This is a genomic window from Wolbachia endosymbiont (group E) of Neria commutata, assembly GCF_964026735.1.
Classification (GTDB): domain Bacteria; phylum Pseudomonadota; class Alphaproteobacteria; order Rickettsiales; family Anaplasmataceae; genus Wolbachia.
In genome coordinates, this window is record NZ_OZ034692.1 from 753,109 (window position 1) to 771,182 (window position 18,074).

The following is an 18,074-nucleotide window of genomic DNA, read 5'->3' on the forward strand; positions in this document are numbered from 1 at the left end:
TAGAGGTTTAATCTATTATGGGGTATAAAATTGCTGTTGTTGGCGCAACTGGAAGAGTGGGACGTGAAGTACTAAGCATACTTGATGAATTTCAGAGCGAAGGGAGAATTGCTGTAGACTCTGTGATTGCACTTGCATCAAAAAAATCAGAGGGGAAAAAGGTAAGCTTTGGTGATGAAGAATTAATTATTTCATGTCTTGAAGGCCATAGCTTTGTTGGAATCGATGTAGCCATTTTTTGCGCTGGGTCTAATATTTCCGAAAGATATGTACCAATTGCAACAGAGGCCGGCTGCATTGTGATAGATAACACTTCCTATTTTAGAATGAAAGAGGGCGTGCCACTCATCATTCCAGAGATTAATCAAGAGAAAATCATGGAATATAAAAACCATAATATAATATCCAATCCAAACTGTACTACAATACAGATGCTACTAGTAATGCACTTGTTACATAAGCAAGCAAAAATAAAGAGAATTGTTGCTTCAACTTACCAATCAACTTCTGGTGCAGGCAAAGCTGCTATGGATGAACTCTACAATCAGACCAAAAAAATATTCATGAATGAGGCTAAAAAGCCTGAGGTATTTCCTAAACAAATAGCATTTAATTGCATTCCTCATATAGGAGAATTCATGGAAAATGGTTCTACAAAGGAAGAATGGAAAATGCAAGGGGAAACGGAAAAAATTTTAGGGAAAAATATAAAAGTTACTGCAACTTGTGTTAGGGTGCCTGTTTTTATTGGTCACGCTATAGCAGTGAATGTAGAGTTTTATGACCCGATGACAGAAGAAACTGCTTACGAAATACTCGGTAAAGCTGATGATCATGGGGTTTTAGTTTGCGACAAACGTGAAGATAGTGAATATACAACTCAAATTGATGCTGTGCAGGAAGATGCTGTATACGTATCACGCATTAGAAAAGACGATACCGTTCAGCATGGTCTAAATATGTGGATAGTGGCTGATAACTTACGCAAAGGTGCAGCACTAAATATAGTGCAGATTTTAGAAATTGTGATAGATATAAAAAGAACTTAGCAAATTGAGCAGATTAAGGTGAACTACGATGTAATAATTTCAGGTGGCGGATTACTTGGTCTTATTACCGCCATTGGCCTTAGTAATCACTCAATATCAGTTGCTGTGATTGAAAAAAACAGCTTACCACGTGCAATTAATGATAATCGAGCATTTGTTATCTCTCAAGGTTCAAAAAAAATATTGGAAAATTTAGGGATTTGGCAGTTTGTCGCAAATGACGCTGAACCTATACTTGATATATGCATACTGGATGGAAATAGCCCGATTACTGTGCATTATGACCATAAGATGGTTGGCGAAGAGCCCATGGGCTACGTGGTCAATAATGCTACTATATGGAATGCAATTAATAATAATTTTTTGAATAAACTAAAAGTATATTCTGAGCATTCCTATAAAACAATTGCCTGTGATTCAGGATATGTGGAGGTTATGCTTGATAATGATCAGGAGTTAATATCATCACTATTTATCTGTGCTGAAGGTAAAAACTCTAAGCTACCAGAGTTATTTTCCATATCAATGACAAAATTTGATTATAAACAAAGCAGTATAGTATGTAATGTAGAACACGGCCTTCATCACCAAAATCTTGCGGTGGAACGGTTTTTTCCTGGTGGCACATTTGCAATTTTACCAATGAAAGGTGGCTACACTTCTTCTATAGTTTGGACGGAAAAATCTGAAATTTCAAAAATGCTCATGAATTTACCTGAAGAGGAATTCATTGTAGAGCTTAAAAAAAGATTTGGTTCTTATTTAGGTGAAATTAAATTAGAGGGTAAAAGAAAATCCTATCCTTTAAGTTTTGCTTTTGCAAAGCAGTTATATAAAAGTAGAGTTTTGCTGATTGGTGATGCAGCACATTCAATTCACCCTGTTGCAGGTCAAGGGCTGAATCTTGGAATAAGAGATGTAGAAAGCACTATAAGGCATATCACTGCTGCAAAGGCCGCTGGTGTTGATATTGGTAGCAATTATTTATTAAAGCAAATATCGCGTGATAGATACTTGGATAATTTTACAATGGCAATTGCAACCGATGGCCTGAATAGAATATTTTCAAATAGGATACTCTGCACTAAAGCACTCAGAAATTTTGGCTTGGTTGCGGTTGAAAATTCAGATTTTCTTAAGAAACGCTTCATCAGGCATGCTATGGGGCTTATATAAGAGCTAATAGGCTTCTGTGAGCGGTTGCGAAGTTTTTGCTCAGTGTGACAATTCCAAAAAGCTTCATCAATCCGAAATTTATCATTTTGAATGATTATACTTTGAAATAGATATTTTTATGTTATATTCTACTGAGTTTAGCTAAATTAGGAGTAACAAAATGGCACAGGAAATAGTGACTATTAACGCAGAATTACGTGATGTGACAAGAACAAAAGCGATGCAACCTCTAAGAAAAAAAGGAAGTATTCCTGGGATTATATATGGGAAGGGTCATGACAATATAAATTTAACGTTGTCTGCAAAGGAATTCACAAAGCAATATAAATCAGGTTCTCTTTCTGCACATTTGATAGAGTTGAATATTTCAGGCAAAAAAGAGTATGCTCTCGTGCGTGATATTCAATTGCATGTAGTAAAAGATACTGTACAACATGTTGATTTTCAATTTGTCGATAAAGGCAGTGAAATTAAAATAGATATACCTTTATCGTTTGTAAATGAAAATAAAGCTCCAGGAATAAAATTAGGTGGAGTTCTTAATGTTCTATGCCGCTCTATTACTATTAAATGTTCTCCTGATAAGATACCTCAAGCTATAGAAATTGATTTGTCTGGTAAAACGATTGGCCAGTCTATACACATCAATGATGTAAAGTTACCAGAAGGGGTAAAGCTTGGAGCTCATGAAGAAGAAAACTTTACAATCGTTACAATTTCTGCTGCTGATAGTGATGTTGAAGAGCCTAAGGAAGAAACAGAGGAATAGTGCATCTGATAGTTGGGCTTGGTAACCCTGGCGGACAATATGAGTTAACTTATCATAATATTGGCTTCATTATTGTTGATGCAATTTGTAAGTATTGGAATTTTCAGCTATTTTCCATAAAATCTAATTATTTGATAACTTCTGGCATGATTGATGGTAGTAAAGTTATGTTGTTGAAACCTTATTCATTTATGAATAATTCAGGTATTCCTGTTTCAAAAATAAGGAATTTTTACAAAGTTTTGTTAGATAATGTTATTGTTATACACGATGAGGCTGACCTGGAACTCGGGAGAATAAAAATAAAGCAAGGCGGTAGCTCTGCTGGGCATAACGGACTTAAATCAATAGATAGTTTTATCGGTAATAATTATTGGCGCGTGAGATTTGGAGTAGGCAGGCCTGAAGATAAAAGAAGTTTAGCGGATTATGTATTGTCAAAATTTTCAAATCTGGATGACATTACTCCTTTAGTGGAAAAAATAGCAAAAAATATATACCTGGTGCTGCAAGGAAATAATTCTGCTTTTTTTAACCATGTTATGCAGGATTAAAAAGATAAAGCTGTAAGAAAAAATTAATCTTTTCCAAAGCTTTATAATGAATTAGGTTAAGAATGTTGAAAGAAGTCTGATAAATTCAGCTATTCCATCCTTTATCTCTGTTTTTTTTGTGTGATTAGCTATATCACGTAATTTTTTTGGATCACTTAATAGATTAATTAGCAACTCTGTTAGATTTTTTTTTGCTTCACTATTTTGTTCAATTATTACAGCTGCACCTGAGTCTTCAATATATTTAGCATTATAAAATTGATGATTATCTTTTGAGTGAAGGTAGGGAATATATATAGCTGGGCGCCCAGCAAGAGTGATTTCTGCTATTGAAGTTGCTCCTGCTCTGCTGATTACCAAGTGTGCACTCCCTAACCTATTTTCCATATCATCAAAAAATTCGCTTAGCTCATAGTTAATTTTTTCTTTTTTATATTGGCCCTCAACAATATTTATATTTTTTTTCATGCATTGCTGCGTTACTCTGATTTTCTTTTTTATTTTGGTGGGTAAGCTACAAATTACACTGCTTACTACATTGTCAAAAAAATTTGCACCTTGGCTGCCTGCTATGATTAATATACAGATTCCAGCATCACACGTTGGAATGACATTGGGAATAAGATATTCTTGCGTTTTTATATCAATAAAATTTCCTGTAAAAACACATTTTTCTTCTTTTGCATATTTAGTCACCGGAAAGCTGGTTGCAACCAACTTTGCACTCTTGAAAAAGAACCTATTTACTCGGCCTAAGACTGTATTTTGCTCATGCAAAATTATTGGTATAGAAAGAATCTTTGCGGCAAGAAGAGTTGGAAAAGAAGCGTAGCTGCCAAAACCGATTATCAATCTTGGTCTTAACTTTCTTGTCTGATATAAAACTAATATAGAGCTGTAAAATAACAAGAAAAAAAACTTGAGTTTGTGGATAATATTTCCACTTGATTTACATAACGGCAGGACATGTATTCCTAAATTACTATTTTTGTTCGTTTTTTTGTCAATAAACAATATGCAATTATAACCTTGTGTCTTTAGTGCTTTCGCTAAAGTAATGGCTGGAAAAATGTGTCCGCCTGTGCCACCCGTTGCTAGGATAATATCCATTTGCAAATAACAAATTAGTACTATATTATTAATCATTACTTAATGATTTGCACGTAGAATTTTATCAAGCTTTGTAACAGTTGAGTTGAAAATGCCTGAAAATAACAATAAAAAAAAAGGATCTAAGAAGCAGCAAGAAAACGTTTCTATTAACGTTGAGGGCCAAGAAGAACAAGCTTTAAGAAATCATGATCAGGAAAAATCAAATGAAAAAGAGCCAGAAGGAAAAGGTCAAGAAAAAGGCAGAGCTGGTGGCATTTTAGGAAAGATCTGGAATGCGTTAGAACAAACACCCATAGTAGGTTTGCTGTTTAAAGCAATGGGAGAGGTTCTTAATACACTATTTGGTACTTCTGGACAAGAGCAATCTGGTGATAGAGATAAAAAATACAAAGAAGATCCAATTCAACCAGAAAGTGTGCGACAAGGTGAATGGCTAAATTCATTAGTTAATCAAGAAAAAGAACAAGATAAAAAACATCCAAAAGATCTTGATCAAAAAGAAATACAAAAAGCAGGTGAGGGATTAAAAGAAGTGGTAAAGCGTGATAATGGTAGTGATCGGCCTATTGATGGAATGGCACCTAATCACACTCCAGGTGAAGCTAAGCAAGAAAAAGATGGACCGCAAGTTGGTGGTTAACTATTTAATGAATCATCATCTGCGGCAAGAACTGATTCATGTATCATTTCTGAAATGGTTGGATGAGGAAAGATTGTAGACTTTATGTCAGAGTCTGTTCCTTCCAGTTGTTTTGCAAGAGCGAAGTTACTAATTAATTCTGTTACCTCTGCGCCTATCATGTGAGCGCCAAGAATTTCGCCTGTTTTTTTGTCTATAATCGTTTTCACTAATCCTTCAGTTTCACTAAGGGCAATAGACTTGCCATTAAAGTTAGAATGAAACTTCCCTATTTTTATATCGTATCCATTTTTTATTGCATCTTCCTCGGTGAGCCCCACACTTGCTATTTGTGGATGTGAATAGGTGCAGTTTGGTATGCATTCTTTTTTCAATGCATGAACATTTTTACCAGCAATTTTTTCAACGCATATTACTGCTTCATGACTTGCTTTGTGCGCTAAACATGGTGGGCCAGCTACATCACCTATTGCATATACATTTGGTTCACATGTTTCATACCACTCATTTGTCTCAATAAAACCAGATGAATTTAGTTTGACTTTTGTATTCTCGAGTCCTATATTCTCAGTGTTTGCCTGAATGCCAACGGCAACAATTACTCTATCGAATTCTTTACTTTCACCACTACTCAGTTGCACCTGGACAGAATCTTTATTTTTAGTGATGGTTTTTACACTACTGTTTGTGTATATTTTTATTCCCTGCCTTGTGAAAATCTCTTGTGCCAAATTGGAAATGTCTTTATCTTCCAGCGGTAAAATAGTGTCTTTTATTTCTATTATTGTTACATGAGCACCCAAAGTGCTATAAAAACTCGCAAACTCTATTCCAATTGCACCGGAACCTATAATTAGGAGCGACTTTGGTAATTTGTCCTGCATCATAGCGTGCTGCGCATTCCATATTAAATTTCCATCTGCTTCTATTCCAGGCAGATTTCGTGCTCTAAGCCCAGTTGCTAAAATAATGTGCTTAGAAGAAATTTCCTGTTCTTCCTTATCACTCATAACTTTTATAGTATTATTACCTGCAAGCTTACCAAAACCCTTTAAGACAGTAATGCTGTTTTTTTTCATCAAATATGCAACACCACTTGATAATTTATCAACGACGCTTCTTGAGTATTTCACTATTGATTGTATATCAAAACTTGCATCCTTTACTTTTATACCAAACTCTTCTGATCTTTTTATTAGCCCATAAACTTCAGATGCTCTAAGCAGTGATTTTGTTGGTATGCACCCCCAGTTTAGGCATATACCGCCTAAATTCTTTTCTTTTTCAACAATTGCTGTTTTAAATCCAAGCTGCGCTGCTCTAATTGCTGCTATATAACCACCGGGACCGCTACCTATAACTGTGATATCATACTCGTTCATTAATTTTCTTCATATTCAAAAGACTATATATACAGAAGGTAACCATATAATCAATTGTTTGAGATGATATATATGTACAGTTCCAGAGTATTGTAAGTTAAAAATGTGATCAAGTTGAACCTAATGTGAGTCACATATAACTTCCATAATATCGTCACAGGCAACTGTTTTTTCTTCTCCCGTGTCCATATTTTTTATTTTTACGGTTCTGTTGTGCAGCTCTTCGTCTCCAAAAATTAGTGCGATTTTAGCATTAGCTTGATTTGCTTTTTTCATGCGACTTTTAAGTGCTCCGCTATATTCGTAACTCACATATAAACCATTTCTGCGTAATTTGCTTGCAAGTGTAAAGGCATATTCTTCAGCTTTTGTTCCAATTGGAATTAGATAAATAGGCCTCTCTTCCTTATGAGAGTAATTAATTAATTCCATTATGCGCTCAACACCTCCTGCAAATCCTATTGCCGGAGTGTGCTTTCCGCCTATTGAAGACACTAGATTATCGTATCTCCCTCCCGCAAAAATCGCTCCTTGTGCTCCCAAATCTTCTGTGACAAATTCAAATACTGTATGGCAATAATAGTCTAGACCTCTAACCAATTTGCTATTTACAGTGTAAAGTATATCAAGAGCTTGCAGTCCATTTAATACCTGATCAAAAAAATACGCAGATTCTTTCGTATAGTGATCACTGATTTTAGGTACATCCAAAATTATTGCTCTATCTTTTTCATCCTTGGAATCAAGTATTCTGAGTGGATTTTTGATCAATCTGTTCTTGCTATCTTCTGATAGATCATTCTGATACTTTGTAAAGTATAAAATCAAGGCTTCTCTATACTTAGCTATTGTTTCACCATCACCTAAAGAGTTGATTTCAAGCCTTGTACTTTTATCAATACCAAACTCAGTAAGTAAGTGCTGAGCAAGGGAAATTAATTCAGCATCAGCTTTTGGATCTTCTATGCCAAAAACTTCAAAATTTATTTGGTGAAATTGTCTTTGTCTTCCCTTTTGTGGCCTTTCATAGCGGAATGCAGGCCCTGTTGAAAATAATTTTATCGGCGTTTGTAATTTTTTTTCAATTAATAGTCTAACAATCGCTGCAGTGAACTCAGGACGTAGAGTTATGCTCTTTCCCCCTTTGTCGTTGAAGGTATACATCTCCTTAGTAATAATGTCTGAGCTATCACCTAAAGTTTTTGTGAAGACTTCTGTGTATTCAAATATTGGAGTTTGAGCAGGTAAAAAACCATATAAACTTGATATTTTGTTTGCTATTTCTTGGATGTATTTAAACTTATACCATTCATCAAATAAAAGGTCTTTTGTTCCACGGGCGGTTTGATTAGTCATAACATTAATTCATAGTTTCTATACCAGCAACTTCTGGTATGTGATAATTTAGCATATTCTCCACTCCTTGCTTTAAAGTAATTGCAGCACTTGGGCACCCAGAGCAAGCTCCTTGGAGTTCAACATAGACTATTCCATCTTTATAACCACGGAATTTTATATCACCGCCGTCTTGAGCAACTGCAGGTTTAATATAACTTTCCATCAATTCTTTTACTCTGTTTACAATTTCTATGTCATTCTCATCGAAAAATTCTTCATTTGATACGTTTCTATCATTCTCTCCTTCTTCATTTAGTGCTTTTCCACCGGAAGTAAAGTGATCCATAATTGCAGTTAAAACTTCCACTTTTAATATATCCCAATTAACTTCACCAGATTTTGTTACTGAAATAAAATCATGGCCGAAGAACACTCTTATCACATATTCTATCTGAAAAAGATTTGCTGCTAACTTGGAGTTTTTTATTTCATTTGCGTTTGAAAAATCAGCAGTTTCTCCTTCATTTAGAATTGCAAACCCAGGAAGAAATTTCAATGTGTTTGGATTTGGTGTTTCTTCAATTTGAATGAACATGTTATTTACCATTACAATTATAGTTGTTACTATTTAATCATAAAATGATAAAAAAATATACATGTCATTCATCTTTTTCCTTTTTTTGATATTCATAATAATTACATTTATTTTGCCTAGCGTTTTTGTATTTTTTCTTTTTCTTACAAGGAGAAATAAGATAAATTTCGTGATGAATTCTATATTAAATAAATTTTTGAATGAATTTAATAATAGTAAAAGCTATGCTCAAAATCACACCAATTTGAGCGGCGATCACATGTCCAGAGATGAAGCGCTTAAAGTGCTAGGGTTAAGTTCCGAAGCAAATGAAAATGAAATCAATAAAGCTTATCAAAATTTAATGAAATTAGTTCACCCAGACAAAGGCGGCTCAGAATATTTTGCACAAAAACTAAATTCAGCGCGTGATAGGTTGCTGAAGAAATAGATTATTTATAATCACTAAGCAGAATATGTGTATAAAAATTTAATATTTTATGTACAGTCCAAGAGTGTGATGGCATGGATTAAGTATAAATAACTCAGGAGATTGTGTTCACTGGTTGCATATAAATTGATATGGAGTCAGACCTTTAAGAGTTTTAAGCCGTATTAGATGTACAATCCCAGAGTATGATGGCATGATATATGAGAAGTTACCATCGAAGGAGGATTTATGGGACAAATATTACATGGGTGCGCCAGAACAACAGAGGCGGTGCGTAGAGCAATACAAAGCGGCTTAAGGGGTCTTGCCCCACATGAACTTATATGCAACCAGTGAACACAATCTCCTGAGTTATTTATACTTAATCCATGCCATCACACTCTGGGACTGTACATCTTATATTATTGCCGGAATTGTGAATTTGCGACATAGTTTTTAATAATTTTTGGGCTGGGGATTTCTTACCAGATTTTATCAGCAACTTGCTTCACGTTGTTTCGCAGGGGAGCTAAAGATGGGTAACTGCAGAATGCCAACTCTGATGACATTATATGATTTAGAGGCATATTTTCTTGCAACTTATGACTTAGCTAAAAATCACCTTCTCTCAAATAATTTCTCAATATCACTCAATTTCATTTCTATATAAGTTGGCCTTCCGTGGTTACATTGCCCAGAATATGGTATTTCTTCCATTTGTCTAAGTAGCGCATTCATTTCTTCTAATCTCATTTTCCTACCTGCTCTGATTGATCCATGACATGAAATAGTCGCCAATATTTTATTTATTCTATCTTCTATAGGTAATGTATCTTCTATCTCGAGTAGCCTATCAACTATGTCTAGCATTATCTCTCTTACAGCTATTGTTCCTAAAATCGCAGGAATTTCTTTAACTATCACTTTATTTTCTGACTTAATTTCAATATCAAAACCCATCTCGAAAAGTTTATCTTTATAAATTTCAATCATCTCCATTCCAGCCTGATTTTTGATTTCAACTATTTCAGGAAGAAGTAGTTTTTGCCTAGTGATATTTGACTTTTGTTTTAAGCACTCATACACCAACCTCTCATGGGCTGCATGCTGGTCAACTATAATTAATTTATCTCTGGTTTCTGCAATAATATAGGTATCAAAGACCTGACAGCGTGCAAATCCAAGTGGATGATCCTCTACCAATTTGACTTGCTCTGATGTCTTTTTTTCCAGAACTATAGTCTCTGATTGCACTGAAGATTTTTGAATAGAGGAATAGTCATAGGGTTTTAACTGTTCTGATAAACTCTGTGTTTTTAAATTCGGTGAAGCAAATTCTTTCATTAATTGATTTTGCAAAGGGCTTGGCTTTTTTTCATAGAATTCCTTTTTAGCATTAGAATTATTAAAAGAGTTGGGCAACGAGCCTTCTAAAAAATCTTCTGTCATCAGAGTAGCTTGACACTGAGGTCCATCAACGTCACGTACTGGAAGAGTGCCTATCCTTCTTGATAATGCTTTAATCAGCCCTCTTGTCACTATTTCATATATAAGCTTCTTATTCTGAAATCTCACTTCTGATTTATTTGGATGTACGTTTACATCTACTTGATCATGAGGTATCTCTAAGTGCAACGCTGCAAAAGGATATCTTTCGCTTGGAATGAAATCATGATATGCATATCTAATTGCACCAATTAGCAAATTATCCTTGATTGGCCTGTTGTTAACAAATGTATATATCATAGTGGACTTACCACGATTGACAGTTGGTTTGCAGATATGCCCAACAAGCTTAATACCATCTTCTTCTTCACAAATCTCTAAAGAATTGCCCTGAAATTCCTCTTCTATTTCACAGAGCCTATTAAATAACGAAACCTGCTTAGCATATCTTAAAAGTTTTTTATTACCTGAAGTGAGAGTAAACCCTATGTGAGGATTGATCATTGCTAAGTTGTTTATGATATCAACAATGCTTTGAGTTTCTGCTCTTTCGGTTTTTAGAAATTTTAACCTATTTGGAGTAGCAAAAAATAAATCTCTTACTTCAATTTGTGTACCCTGTGACAAAGAACAAGGAGTAATTTCCCCTATTTTTTCTCCGCCTTCATAGCTGATGGACCACGCTTCACTTGCTCTGCTTGCTTTTGATGACAGTTTCATTCTGCTTACTGCTGCAATTGAAGGTAAAGCCTCTCCTCTAAATCCAAGATACTTGATTTCTATTAACTCATTATCACTTAATTTTGAAGTAGCATGACGCATAAATGCAAGTTCTAAATCACTCTTTCCTATACCATTACCATCGTCTGTTATGTTAATAAGATTACGCCCACCGCTTTCTATTTTGATTTCTATTTCTGTGCTTTTTGCATCAATGGCATTTTCTACCAATTCCTTTACAACACTTGCTGGTCTTTCTATTACTTCTCCCGCTGCTATACGGTTTATAGTTTTTGTATCTAAGAGAATAATTGTCATAATAAAGTTGGTTTTTCTTTTACTTCTTCAGTCTGATTTTCTCTCCAGGCTTTTAATCTGCCGGCAATTTCACTACTGGAAATTGACAATATAGATGCGGCAGTAATTGCGGCATTATACGCTCCACTTTCTCCTATGGACATAGTTGCAACAGGAACACCCCTTGGCATTTGAACTATAGATAATAGGCTATCCAGGCCGTTTAATTGCTTACTATGCACAGGAACGCCTATAACAGGCAAATAAGTGAGTGACGCAACCATACCAGGTAAATGGGCTGCACCTCCTGCACCAGCTATTATAACCTTGAAACCTTTCTCCTGTGCAGATTTAGCAAATTTAAAAAGCCTTTCTGGCGTTCTGTGTGCAGATATTATGAATATGTTATGCGAAATTTCTAATGCTTTTAACATATTAGTAGTATGAACCATAGTATTATAATCTGATTCACTGCCCATAATCACAGCAACATCTTTTTTTATTTCCATCATATTAAACATAGCTTCACTTAATTAATAATGTTTCAGTGCTAGTAATAAAAAGCAACAAATATTTGCACTCTATTGCAAATATAATATATAAAATAAGATAATTCTTATTAGAGTAGAATTTTTAAAAATTTAAATAAACACCTGTATTAAGATATAGAGCTATTAATTTCTTATGTAAGAGGAACTTTAAAACAATTATCTTTATATTTTAAGTCTTGTAATTGTAACTAGTTCTTGCTATGAATGATTTTTCTGGATAAAATATAATTTAAAATTACTAGGAAGTTGATGAAAATGTCAACATATAGTCAACTTAAACTTTTATATATTAATGCTGTATAATTTAAAGATAAGTTACACATCATTAATATTTTGATATATTAGATATTATGTAAAAATATTTAATAAGATTAATTGATATATGAATGTATTGAGGAAAAATTATGGAAATAATATCATTGAACAGCTTGGATAGTTTAGAAATGAAAAAAAAGTTGATTAGCATAATAAATAACATTATAGAAAAATATACTTGGACTCAGTCTGAAGCAGCCGAAAGATTAGGTATTGATCAGCCGAAGGTATTACAAATTAAAAATGGTAAAACTGATGGTTTCTCTCTGGAGCGATTGTTGGCATTTCTTAAAAAGCTTGATCATGAGATAACAATCACAATGATAGAGAATCAATCAGCAAAGTCTGAAGCAGAAAAACTGAAACAGGAAGTCGAGTCTGAATAGATATAAACATTGACACTGATAGATTATTCTGTTAATGCTAAGCTGTGATAATGTTATGGGTGTGAGTTATGGTAGTATGCATTTCTCAATTGCAATTTCCTTCAAAAGATTCTAGTCGGTTAAAGTTCGCTGGTTATTTTGCAAATTTTGTTGCGTTGAGTATTTTAGTTAATCCTGCCAACGTGCTATTGACCTTTGCCACTATATTTTTTAGAGCTGAGATAAAAACTTTTTACATTTACAAAGAGATAAAGGCTGCGAAGATAACCAAAAAAGACTATTGGGATATATTTTTCAAGAATAACATAATAAAGCTGATATCTTTTGCCTTGTTTTCAGCATTTATAACATACTTAATTTTTACCACTACTTTCTTATTAGTTTCGCTGCTGGGAACAATACCACTTACAATGATATTAATTCTACTGCAGAGTGAGCTAAGACCAAAAAATTTTGATCCTATTACATTATTTAAGGCTTCTATAAATTTTTTCTTGGAAGGTATAAAAGAAAATCTACGGGCTACAGTGAATAAACTTGATAATGCCTATGAACATTTACTCCCTCACCAACAAAATGATGATATTATTGAAAATATTGATAAATTAAAAGATAAGTATGGTGAAAAAATACCTGACCCTGAAGATGTTAAAGGTATTACTGAGAGTAATGAGTACAAGCAATTTATTGAATATATAAACAAATTAGATAAGCTTAATTTTCGTGAATTCAGTTCTGGGAATAAATACAAAATAATTACATTTTTGAATGCTTTTTGCAGTAATAACATGAAGCATCGTTCTGGGTTCACAGGCGGGCAAATTCTACTCTTAGTTTTAAGAGCCTGTAACGATGGAAGTAGTGAAGTTGTTACAAATAAAAAGGATGCATTAATTGCTAATTTAATTGATAGCCAGACTTTCTCTAGATCGGAACGTATTCCTAATACTTGCTTCACAGGAATTATTCAGAGGATGCTCAGTACGTTAGAGGGTATGCATTCTGATCCAGAAATTAGGTTCACTCCCCCTAAACAAATATTCCTTTTTGATGCACAAAATGCAGCACGCAAGTATATTATGGAAGAGTTAAAAGAAAAGAAAAATAATATAGAGATCTTTAATGCTTGGTATAAAGTTCAAAATAATCCTGACGATAATAGTCAGAAGATAGTCAATGACTTTATTGCAGAAATTAGCATCCCTTTAATGAAAAAGTTATTAGATTATAGTTTAGGTTATACTGAAGAAATCGTACTGACGTTAATGAAAAATATTGGTTCTATAAAATTGAATATGCTAGAAGATTTTCTCCTTGACCATATAAGAAATAAGCTAAGGGAGAATGGTTTAAGTAATCAAGAAAATTTATTTGAAAGCGTTAAAGAGAAAGTTTTTTTAGAATTATTAAATAAGGATCTACTCAGTACACAATTCCTTGTGGGAATTTTTTCTTATGACGATGCTGAAGAAATAGCTGATACGATAATAAAAAAAGAAGTGGAAGAATTTAAATTAAAAGCTGCTGAGCAAACTAAAAAGGTTAGCTCTACTGAAGCACAAGTAGATACTACATTGCGGAATCTGTCAGCCTTACCGCGAGAAAGGAAGTGTTGCATTGCATATAGAGAGCTTAGTAGACAATATCAAGGTGAAGAAAAAGAGATAATGGAAGATATTTTACTAAAAAAATTAGAGATAACAAGAGAAGAAATGGATAAGATGTTAGAAGAAAATGATATATTTAAGCTGAAATTAGCACTTGATAAAGCATGCAAGGAAAGTGGGAAGAACATGGAACAAATGATAGAAGAGATGGAAGGGTTTGTTGCAAGTCGTTTTTTGAACGAGGTATCTGCTGATAATGTAGCAGTAGAAGCATCACGATAAATAAATTATAAAAACCTATGTTCTTTACCACATAAAAGGTTCGTTATATTTCTATAGTGTTTTAGAAAAACTAGTACTCCTATAGTTAATAATGTTAAGAATAGATCCACTTCAAAAAAGAATGAAGTTATCACGGATATGGCAGTAGCGCTGAGTGAAGCAAGAGAAGAGTACCTAAAGGCAAGAAAGACTATCATCCAAGTTATTATGAATACTAAAGTAATATCAATGTTAAGCGCTATCAACACTCCTAGAGTTGTTGCAACCCCCTTCCCTCCTCTAAATTTCAGCCATATAGGAAACATGTGCCCAAAGACTACTAAAATTGCAGACAGATGGGTATAAAAATGGTTATTGTTAAAAAATTGCTGCGCTATATAAACTGCAATGAATCCTTTAAAGGAATCGAGCAATAAGGCTAAAGCAGCAAGAGATCTATTTCCCGTTCTTAATACATTTGTAGCGCCAATATTTCCCGAACCTATTTTCCTTAAATCTACACCTCGAGCTTTTGTAATAATTAAACTAAACGGTATTGAACCGAGTATGTAGGATAGTATAAGAACTATATAGCCCTCCATTATACCAAAACCTAATTAATTTTATTGTTCTTTAACCTCTTTAAATAGCATTGAACTTCATCATTGATCTGATTGCTAAACAGTATAAGTGCTGTCATATTGATCAAAGCTAAACAAGAAAATAGAGTTCCACCAATATTGGAAATAGTCATGATATCTTTAGATAAGCCAGAGAAAAATGCTACAATCACCACTGCTATGCGGTATATCACTACACTTTTTGCACCAAATAAATATAGCCACCCCATTTCACAACAATATACAAACGAAATTACTGAAGAAAATGCAAATAACGGTGCAGCTACTGTTAGCAGTACAGGAAACCACGGAGACACTGTCTCGAATGCTTTTTGAGTGATTAATATTCCCTCACCAACACCTGTTTGGTATGCACCTGTTATTACTATTGTTATTCCAGTTAAACAGCAAATTAGCATTGTGTCAAAACACGGCTCTATCATCGCAACAAGCCCTGTTCTTACTGGTTCTTCATCTTTAGTTGTTGCATGAGTAATTGCAGCAGAACCAACACCAGCTTCGCTGGCAAAAATTGCTCTTTGAATTCCAGCAACAAATGCTCCTACCATCCCTCCACCAACAGCATTAAAATCTATCATGCTGGAAAATAATATCTTAAATGTGTGACCAAGGTTGTGGATATTAAACCCAATGATAACAAGGCAACTACATATATATATAAGTGACATAATAGGCACTAATGCAGCAGATACTCTGGCTATCCTTTGAATTCCTCCGATAATTACCAAGCCAAGCAGTGCAGAGATTATAGACGAAAGAAACCAAGGATGACCATCTACCCAATCTGAATAACCAGATAATATTGAAACCATCTGATTAGTTTGAAACGCTACACTTCCTCCAAGACCTGATAACACAAAAAATACTGCATATGTTGCAGCTAAAAAAATACCAAGTTTTTTAAAGCCAAATTCTTCTAAACCATTTCTTATATATTGAAAAGGCCCGCTGAATAACTGCTCCTGATCTTCTGTTCTATGTCTAAATGCTAGCGTTACCTCAGCAAACTTTGCTGACATACCAAAAAAACCTGTAATCATCATCCAAGGCACCGCTCCAGGTCCACCCATTGAAACTGCAATTGCAACACCTGCAACAGTGCCAAGACCTACAGTACTCGAAAGTGCAGTTATAAACGCCTGAAAATGTGTGATGTGGCCATCATGGTGATCTGTATCGTATTTTCCGAAAAGAATAGCAAATGCATGCTTAAACATTCTTATGTTAAGAAACTTAAAGCGTAAGGTTAAAAACACATAACCAAAGGATAATAGAAGAAGTATGAACGGTATATAAAAGATTTTGAAAAACAGCACTTCATTCATGAAGTGGTCTATTCTATCCAATACAGCATCATATCCTTCGTAAAAGCCTGAACCATACGCATCATTAAATAATAGGCAAAATAATGCTATACAAAGTAATCTATAAATCATTTTTACTACCTTTGGAACTGTAATAAGAATCTATCGTATTTAAAACTTCTCTCCTCAGCAGATATATCGCAATAGTGTTTGGGATCATAAGACACATAAATAATGTATCACCCAAGTAAGATATAAATTCTATATTTTTTGACATACAACTCACATATACTGAGATTACTATAAAAATTTGAAATAATATTAGTATTTTTTTATTATCAAATAAGTACAGTAAGGCAACTTCAGAGTAGTAACAATAAGCGATTATTGTGGAAAATGCAAAGGAAAACATTATAAGAGGAAAAACCGACTTGCTGAACAAGGGTAAAGCTGTTGAAAATATCGAACTAATTAATGTGATATCACCAATATTATCAACGTTGTGCATACCGGTAATTATTATCACAATACCAGTTAAAAATGAGATTAATATTGTATCTATAAATGGTGCAATCATTGCAACACACCCAACTTTTATTGGATCTACTTCTTTCACAGTTGAATGTGCTATAGCTGCTGTTCCAGTACCTGCTTCATTAGCAAACACTGATCTTCTCACCCCCGCTATTAAACCACTGAATACTCCTCCCACCACAGCTGATTTGCTAAAAATATCTTGAAATATTATAGATAGAGCGTTTAGCAAATTGCTTTTATTTACATAAATTAAATATACGCACATACCTATATATAACATTATCATAATAGGTGCTAAGCTCGTTGCCACAAAAGCAATGCGTTTTATTCCTCCAAGTATCACGACTAAAACAAGTAGAGATATAATAATGGACGCATTATATTCAAAGAGGTTATTTGACAGCGCTGCCATTTGATTCGCTTGAAATGGTATTCCACCAAATATCATTGCGATAATAAGCATAATTGCATAAGTGAATGCAAGAAATTTGCCAGTTTTTGGAAATCCAATTTGTGCAAGCCCGTGTTTCATGTAATAAAAAGCTCCGCCAGTTGCATTTTCAGAGCGATGAGTAAATGCAAGCACCACCTCGGCAAACTTTATTGACATACCAAGCATTCCGGTAATTATCATCCAAAAAATTGCACTTGGGCCTCCTATTGTAATGGCAATCGCAACTCCTGATATCGTTCCAAGGCCGACTGTTCCTGAAATTACTGTTGCAAATGCTTGTATATGCGTAATGATGCCATTGTTATCACCGTTGCATTTTATGTGAAATAGCGTTTGTATTCCATGTTTGAACAATCTAAAGTTGATAAACTTGAACCTTACTGTACAAAAAATCCCGGTTGCAATTACCCAAATAATTATAAATGGAATATTGAATATCTTTACATATAGAAGTGAGTTCAATAGTTCACTTGCTTTTATAGATGCATAGTTAACCACTGCAGTATAAGTAACCTTTAAAGTTTAAATGT

The 18,074-nt window shown here is 34.1% G+C and carries 17 protein-coding genes and 1 pseudogene; 8 read left to right on the plus strand and 10 right to left on the minus strand.

Translation table 11 applies throughout. From position 1 onward, the window contains the following. Positions 1-17 precede the first annotated feature (17 nt). The 4 genes from AAGD89_RS03980 (at position 18) to pth (ending at position 3,548) form a co-directional block, all read left to right on the plus strand. A complete protein-coding gene (locus AAGD89_RS03980; protein WP_341807825.1) occupies positions 18-1,049 on the plus strand; it encodes an aspartate-semialdehyde dehydrogenase in 1,032 nt (343 codons plus the stop codon). 18 nt (positions 1,050-1,067) lie between these two features. Then, complete coding sequence (ubiH, locus tag AAGD89_RS03985) at positions 1,068-2,225, plus strand: 2-octaprenyl-6-methoxyphenyl hydroxylase (RefSeq protein WP_341807826.1); 1,158 nt, start codon at positions 1,068-1,070, stop codon at positions 2,223-2,225. 160 nt (positions 2,226-2,385) lie between these two features. Next, positions 2,386-2,994, plus strand: a complete 609-nt coding sequence (locus AAGD89_RS03990) for a 50S ribosomal protein L25/general stress protein Ctc (RefSeq protein WP_341807827.1) — start codon at positions 2,386-2,388, stop codon at positions 2,992-2,994. Next, positions 2,994-3,548, plus strand: a complete 555-nt coding sequence (pth, locus tag AAGD89_RS03995; protein ID WP_341807828.1) for an aminoacyl-tRNA hydrolase — start codon at positions 2,994-2,996, stop codon at positions 3,546-3,548. Before AAGD89_RS03990 ends, pth begins: the two co-directional genes overlap by 1 nt. Before the next feature lie 51 nt (positions 3,549-3,599). Here the strand turns inward: pth and AAGD89_RS04000 are convergent, their stop codons facing one another. Beyond that, positions 3,600-4,658 (minus strand): UDP-N-acetylglucosamine--N-acetylmuramyl-(pentapeptide) pyrophosphoryl-undecaprenol N-acetylglucosamine transferase, encoded by a 1,059-nt coding sequence (locus AAGD89_RS04000; protein ID WP_341808918.1) that lies wholly within the window; start codon positions 4,656-4,658, stop codon positions 3,600-3,602. Positions 4,659-4,749: 91 nt separating this feature from the next. On the opposite strand from AAGD89_RS04000, the gene AAGD89_RS04005 reads away from it, so the two are divergent. Then, on the plus strand, positions 4,750-5,301 hold the full coding sequence (locus tag AAGD89_RS04005; protein WP_341807829.1) for a hypothetical protein: 552 nt from the start codon (positions 4,750-4,752) through the stop codon (positions 5,299-5,301). Here the strand turns inward: AAGD89_RS04005 and lpdA are convergent. The 3 genes from lpdA to AAGD89_RS04020 all read right to left on the minus strand — a co-directional run bounded on the left by lpdA (position 5,298) and on the right by AAGD89_RS04020 (position 8,616). Continuing rightward, positions 5,298-6,683 (minus strand): dihydrolipoyl dehydrogenase, encoded by a 1,386-nt coding sequence (gene lpdA / locus AAGD89_RS04010; protein ID WP_341807830.1) that lies wholly within the window; start codon positions 6,681-6,683, stop codon positions 5,298-5,300. The genes AAGD89_RS04005 and lpdA overlap by 4 nt on opposite strands. Positions 6,684-6,803: 120 nt before the next feature. Next, positions 6,804-8,039: a histidine--tRNA ligase gene (gene hisS, locus AAGD89_RS04015; RefSeq protein WP_341807831.1), complete on the minus strand. Its 1,236-nt coding sequence runs from the start codon at positions 8,037-8,039 to the stop codon at positions 6,804-6,806. Positions 8,040-8,043: 4 nt separating this feature from the next. Then, the gene (locus AAGD89_RS04020) at positions 8,044-8,616 is read right to left on the minus strand and encodes a NifU family protein (protein WP_341808919.1); all 573 of its coding nucleotides are present in this window, start codon (positions 8,614-8,616) and stop codon (positions 8,044-8,046) included. A 172-nt stretch (positions 8,617-8,788) separates the two neighbouring features. Between AAGD89_RS04020 and AAGD89_RS04025 the strand changes: the two genes are divergently transcribed. After that, on the plus strand, positions 8,789-9,046 hold the full coding sequence (locus tag AAGD89_RS04025; RefSeq protein WP_341807832.1) for a DnaJ domain-containing protein: 258 nt from the start codon (positions 8,789-8,791) through the stop codon (positions 9,044-9,046). A 39-nt stretch (positions 9,047-9,085) separates the two neighbouring features. On the opposite strand, the pseudogene AAGD89_RS07285 reads toward AAGD89_RS04025, so the two are convergent. The 3 genes and pseudogenes from AAGD89_RS07285 to purE form a co-directional block, all read right to left on the minus strand. Beyond that, positions 9,086-9,211 (minus strand): annotated as a pseudogene (locus AAGD89_RS07285) (IS481 family transposase); the annotation flags it as partial. 432 nt (positions 9,212-9,643) lie between these two features. Next, entirely contained in the window at positions 9,644-11,509 is a 1,866-nt protein-coding gene (gene mutL, locus AAGD89_RS04030; RefSeq protein WP_341807833.1) for a DNA mismatch repair endonuclease MutL, read from the minus strand. Then, entirely contained in the window at positions 11,506-12,000 is a 495-nt protein-coding gene (purE, locus tag AAGD89_RS04035) for a 5-(carboxyamino)imidazole ribonucleotide mutase (RefSeq protein ID WP_410541872.1), read from the minus strand. The genes mutL and purE overlap by 4 nt, the downstream gene beginning before the upstream one ends. A gap of 443 nt (positions 12,001-12,443) precedes the next feature. On the opposite strand from purE, the gene AAGD89_RS04040 reads away from it, so the two are divergent. After that, positions 12,444-12,740: a helix-turn-helix transcriptional regulator gene (locus tag AAGD89_RS04040; protein WP_341807835.1), complete on the plus strand. Its 297-nt coding sequence runs from the start codon at positions 12,444-12,446 to the stop codon at positions 12,738-12,740. A gap of 410 nt (positions 12,741-13,150) precedes the next feature. Beyond that, a complete protein-coding gene (locus AAGD89_RS04045) occupies positions 13,151-14,629 on the plus strand; it encodes a hypothetical protein (RefSeq protein ID WP_341807836.1) in 1,479 nt (492 codons plus the stop codon). Between the two features lie 5 nt (positions 14,630-14,634). Here AAGD89_RS04045 and plsY read toward each other — a convergent pair whose 3' ends face one another. From plsY to AAGD89_RS04060, 3 genes are read right to left on the minus strand one after another with little or no spacing between them, the layout of a single operon-like run. Continuing rightward, on the minus strand, positions 14,635-15,210 hold the full coding sequence (plsY, locus tag AAGD89_RS04050; protein ID WP_341807837.1) for a glycerol-3-phosphate 1-O-acyltransferase PlsY: 576 nt from the start codon (positions 15,208-15,210) through the stop codon (positions 14,635-14,637). An 11-nt stretch (positions 15,211-15,221) separates the two neighbouring features. Beyond that, positions 15,222-16,685 carry an amino acid carrier protein gene (locus tag AAGD89_RS04055; RefSeq protein ID WP_341807838.1) on the minus strand — a complete coding sequence of 488 codons (1,464 nt, stop codon included), beginning with the start codon at positions 16,683-16,685 and terminating at the stop codon, positions 15,222-15,224. After that, positions 16,675-18,042, minus strand: coding sequence for an amino acid carrier protein (locus AAGD89_RS04060; protein ID WP_341807839.1), 1,368 nt, complete (start codon positions 18,040-18,042; stop codon positions 16,675-16,677). Before AAGD89_RS04060 ends, AAGD89_RS04055 begins: the two co-directional genes overlap by 11 nt. Between the last annotated feature and the right edge of the window lie 32 nt (positions 18,043-18,074).

Excerpts from the sequence above, each read along its gene's own strand:
- AAGD89_RS04040 (WP_341807835.1), top strand. The coding sequence starts at position 12,444 with ATGGAAATAATATCATTGAACAGCTTGGATAGTTTAGAAATGAAAAAA.
- AAGD89_RS04025 (WP_341807832.1), top strand. The coding sequence starts at position 8,789 with ATGAATTCTATATTAAATAAATTTTTGAATGAATTTAATAATAGTAAA.
- AAGD89_RS03990 (WP_341807827.1), top strand. The coding sequence starts at position 2,386 with ATGGCACAGGAAATAGTGACTATTAACGCAGAATTACGTGATGTGACA.
- AAGD89_RS04045 (WP_341807836.1), top strand. The coding sequence starts at position 13,151 with ATGATATTAATTCTACTGCAGAGTGAGCTAAGACCAAAAAATTTTGAT.
- AAGD89_RS04055 (WP_341807838.1), bottom strand. The coding sequence starts at position 16,685 with ATGATTTATAGATTACTTTGTATAGCATTATTTTGCCTATTATTTAAT.
- AAGD89_RS04020 (WP_341808919.1), bottom strand. The coding sequence starts at position 8,616 with ATGTTCATTCAAATTGAAGAAACACCAAATCCAAACACATTGAAATTT.
- hisS (WP_341807831.1), bottom strand. The coding sequence starts at position 8,039 with ATGACTAATCAAACCGCCCGTGGAACAAAAGACCTTTTATTTGATGAA.
- AAGD89_RS03980 (WP_341807825.1), top strand. The coding sequence starts at position 18 with ATGGGGTATAAAATTGCTGTTGTTGGCGCAACTGGAAGAGTGGGACGT.
- mutL (WP_341807833.1), bottom strand. The coding sequence starts at position 11,509 with ATGACAATTATTCTCTTAGATACAAAAACTATAAACCGTATAGCAGCG.
- purE (WP_410541872.1), bottom strand. The coding sequence starts at position 12,000 with ATGATGGAAATAAAAAAAGATGTTGCTGTGATTATGGGCAGTGAATCA.
- lpdA (WP_341807830.1), bottom strand. The coding sequence starts at position 6,683 with ATGAACGAGTATGATATCACAGTTATAGGTAGCGGTCCCGGTGGTTAT.
- plsY (WP_341807837.1), bottom strand. The coding sequence starts at position 15,210 with ATGGAGGGCTATATAGTTCTTATACTATCCTACATACTCGGTTCAATA.
- AAGD89_RS04000 (WP_341808918.1), bottom strand. The coding sequence starts at position 4,658 with ATGGATATTATCCTAGCAACGGGTGGCACAGGCGGACACATTTTTCCA.
- AAGD89_RS04005 (WP_341807829.1), top strand. The coding sequence starts at position 4,750 with ATGCCTGAAAATAACAATAAAAAAAAAGGATCTAAGAAGCAGCAAGAA.